The 3,685-nt window shown below is 52.2% G+C and carries 5 protein-coding genes; all 5 read right to left on the bottom strand.

What is annotated here, in order from left to right; all coding sequences use genetic code 11:
• A partial coding sequence (locus tag BG74_RS17500) for a GTP-binding protein (protein WP_439895694.1) occupies positions 1-154 on the bottom strand: 154 nt, incomplete at its 3' end.
• A gap of 76 nt (positions 155-230) precedes the next feature.
• Positions 231-2,336, bottom strand: coding sequence for an elongation factor G (gene fusA, locus BG74_RS06465; protein ID WP_066597375.1), 2,106 nt, complete (start codon positions 2,334-2,336; stop codon positions 231-233).
• Positions 2,337-2,431: 95 nt separating this feature from the next.
• Positions 2,432-2,902, bottom strand: a complete 471-nt coding sequence (gene rpsG, locus BG74_RS06460) for a 30S ribosomal protein S7 (protein WP_066597374.1) — start codon at positions 2,900-2,902, stop codon at positions 2,432-2,434.
• Between the two features lie 96 nt (positions 2,903-2,998).
• Complete coding sequence (rpsL, locus tag BG74_RS06455; RefSeq protein WP_066597372.1) at positions 2,999-3,373, bottom strand: 30S ribosomal protein S12; 375 nt, start codon at positions 3,371-3,373, stop codon at positions 2,999-3,001.
• 136 nt (positions 3,374-3,509) lie between these two features.
• Positions 3,510-3,668 carry a DsrH/TusB family sulfur metabolism protein gene (locus tag BG74_RS06450; protein ID WP_256364239.1) on the bottom strand — a complete coding sequence of 53 codons (159 nt, stop codon included), beginning with the start codon at positions 3,666-3,668 and terminating at the stop codon, positions 3,510-3,512.
• Positions 3,669-3,685 lie beyond the last annotated feature (17 nt).

Below are 3,685 nucleotides of genomic sequence, written 5' to 3'. Positions count from 1 at the left end.
TGTCGATCTGATCAAAGGCACGCGCGCTGCCGCCGTAGGCTTTGGCCAGAACTGTAGTGATAGCGGCGGTCAGGGTCGTTTTACCATGGTCAACGTGGCCGATAGTACCGACGTTAACGTGTGGTTTTGTGCGTTGAAACTTTTCTTTAGACATATGGCTATATTCCTTACTCTTACTGCTCTCCCCAACGGGGGGCGAGACACGGGATATTAATTGTAACCCTTAAATCTTACTTGGCTCTACGGGTTTCGATAATGGCCTGAGCAACGTTGTTCGGTGTTTCATTGTACTTCAGGAACTCCATGGAGTAAGAAGCACGGCCCTGAGTTTGTGAACGCAGATCAGTAGCATAACCGAACATTTCAGACAAGGGGACCTGCGCACAAACGGTTTTACCGGTCGTGGTGTCTTCCATACCGTCAATCATACCGCGGCGACGATTCAAGTCACCAATCACGTCACCCATGTAATCTTCAGGCGTTTCAACCTCCACCTTCATGACAGGCTCCAGCAGCACCGGTTTCGCCTTCATGAAGGCTTCTTTGAAGGCTATGGAAGCGGCGATCTTAAACGCCATTTCCGAGGAGTCGACTTCATGGTAAGAACCATCGAAGGCGGCAACGCGGACGTCTACGATCGGATAGCCGGCCAGTACACCGCTCTTCAGCTGTTCCTGAACGCCTTTATCCACCGCCAGAACGTATTCTTTGGGCACCACACCGCCGACGATTTCGTTCAGGAACTCGTAGCCTTTGCCACCCGGCTCCATCGGTTCAATACGCAGCCATACGTGGCCGAACTGGCCGCGACCACCGGACTGACGAACAAATTTACCTTCCTGTTCGACGGTGGATCTGATCGTTTCACGGTAAGCTACCTGCGGCTTACCGACGTTGGCTTCTACGTTGAATTCGCGACGCATACGATCGACGAGAATTTCAAGGTGCAGCTCACCCATACCAGCGACGATAGTTTGACCGGACTCTTCATCTGTCCAGACGCGGAACGACGGGTCTTCTTGCGCAAGACGACCCAGAGCAAGACCCATTTTTTCCTGGTCAGCTTTGGTTTTTGGTTCCACTGCGACAGAGATAACCGGTTCTGGGAATTCCATCCGCTCAAGGATGATGGGCGCGGACGGATCACACAAGGTATCCCCGGTAGTTACGTCTTTCAGGCCGATAGCCGCGGCGATATCGCCAGCGTGCACTTCTTTGATTTCCTCACGTTTGTTAGCGTGCATCTGTACGATACGGCCGAAGCGTTCACGCTTGTCCTTCACCGAGTTCAGCACCGTATCGCCGGAGTTGACGACACCTGAGTAAACACGGAAGAAGGTCAGGTTGCCGACGAACGGGTCGGTTGCGATTTTGAACGCGAGCGCCGAGAACGGCTCATTATCGCTGGAATGACGCTCAGCGTGGTTTTCGCCGTCGTCAAGTACGCCGTTTATGGCAGCAACGTCGGTCGGCGCCGGAAGATACTCGATGACCGCATCCAGCATCGCCTGCACCCCTTTATTCTTGAACGCGGAACCACAGGTGACCAAAATGATTTCGTTGTTTAGAACACGCTGGCGCAGACCTGTCTTGATATCTTCTTCGGTCAGCTCTTCGCCGTCCAGGTATTTGTCCATCAGTTCTTCAGACGCTTCAGCTGCAGATTCCACCAGGTGCTGGTGCCACTTGTCAGCCAGATCGGTCAAATCGGCAGGGATATCTTCATAAGTGAACGTCACGCCCTGGTCCGCTTCGCTCCAGTTGATAGCCTTCATTTTCACCAGATCGACGACGCCGGTGAATTTTTCTTCCGCGCCGATAGCTAGCTGAATCGGAACCGGGTTAGCGGCCAAACGGGTTTTCAGCTGCTCAACCACGCTCAGGTAGTTGGCTCCCATACGGTCCATTTTATTAACGAACGCGATACGCGGCACTTTATACTTGTTTGCTTGACGCCATACGGTTTCAGACTGCGGCTGAACGCCGCCCACCGCACAGTAGACCATAACAGCGCCATCGAGCACACGCATGGAACGTTCTACTTCGATGGTGAAGTCAACGTGCCCCGGGGTGTCGATGATGTTGATGCGGTGCGAATCAAACTGTTTGGCCATGCCGGCCCAAAAACAGGTGGTCGCGGCGGACGTTATGGTGATACCACGTTCCTGCTCCTGCACCATCCAGTCCATGGTGGCTGCACCATTATGAACTTCACCGATCTTGTGGTTCACACCCGTATAGAACAAAATACGTTCAGTCGTGGTGGTTTTACCCGCGTCGATGTGTGCGCTGATACCGATATTACGATAGCGTGCGATGGGTGTTATGCGAGCCATTTGAATCCTCGATTACTGGGTGTTCATTCCAAGCCGTCCCCCGGCAGGGACAGTTCATGAGCGTCCGCCAGGTTAGCGTAACTACTGCGGCACGGTTACCAGCGGTAGTGGGCGAACGCCTTGTTAGCATCTGCCATACGGTGAACATCTTCACGTTTCTTCACAGCAGTACCTTTGTTTTCTGCTGCATCGGAAAGTTCGTTCGCCAAGCGCAGAGCCATAGATTTGTCACCGCGTTTACGAGCAGCTTCAACGATCCAACGCATTGCTAGGGCATTGCGGCGAACCGGACGAACTTCTACTGGCACCTGATAAGTAGAACCACCGACGCGGCGCGATTTGACTTCGACAGTCGGACGCACGTTGTCCAGTGCTACTTCAAAAGCTTCTAGATGGCCTTTACCCGAACGCTTAGCTAGGGTCTCCAGCGCGGTATAGACGATTTTTTCTGCGATAGATTTTTTTCCATCTACCATTAGAATGTTAACAAATTTGGCCAAAAGCTCAGACCCGAACTTCGGATCCGGCAGGATTTTACGTTGACCAACGACACGACGACGTGGCATGGAAATACTCCGTTATTAATTCAAGATTGTCTAAAACTTGAATAAGTTCTTTGACAGAGTTAATAAAATGTTTGTCCTTAACTTAACGGAGAGGCATTAAGCCTTTGGCTTCTTCACGCCGTACTTTGAGCGGCCCTGCTTGCGGTCTTTAACACCGGAACAGTCAAGGGCACCACGAATGGTGTGGTAACGCACACCCGGCAGGTCTTTTACGCGACCACCGCGGATCAGGATCACAGAGTGCTCTTGCAGGTTATGACCTTCACCGCCGATGTAGGAGGTGACTTCAAATCCGTTGGTTAAACGAACACGGCATACTTTACGCAGCGCGGAGTTCGGTTTTTTCGGGGTAGTGGTATATACGCGGGTACATACGCCACGCTTCTGCGGGCAGGCATCCAACGCCGGAACGTTGCTCTTCGCAACCTTCATGGAGCGCGGTTTGCGTACCAGCTGGTTAATCGTTGCCATTCGATAAAGCTCCTAGGTTTTTTATTCGTAAACACGTAATAAATTGCCTCGTGATGCCTCGGGGTAAAATACGAAGAGGCGGGATTCTATGGCTGACGGGTAAAAAGTGTCAAGAAATATACAAACCTACCCTGACTTACCACGCCATCTGCTGCGGCTGTTTTTCGGTCAGCCTGACGAAATCATTATAACTGATTATTGCGATATTGGGAGAAAAATGAACAGACAATCCGCGGGCGGCGATGTCGTTTTTCAACGCGTGCAGCGCCAGAGGCGAGGCGCTCAGTGCGCGGATGACCGACGAGCCGCGCA

It is taken from the genome of Sodalis-like endosymbiont of Proechinophthirus fluctus, assembly GCF_001602625.1.
Lineage (GTDB): Bacteria > Pseudomonadota > Gammaproteobacteria > Enterobacterales > Enterobacteriaceae.
The sequence above is the reverse complement of the archived record's forward strand: the minus strand, read 5'-3'. Positions and strand labels throughout refer to the sequence as shown.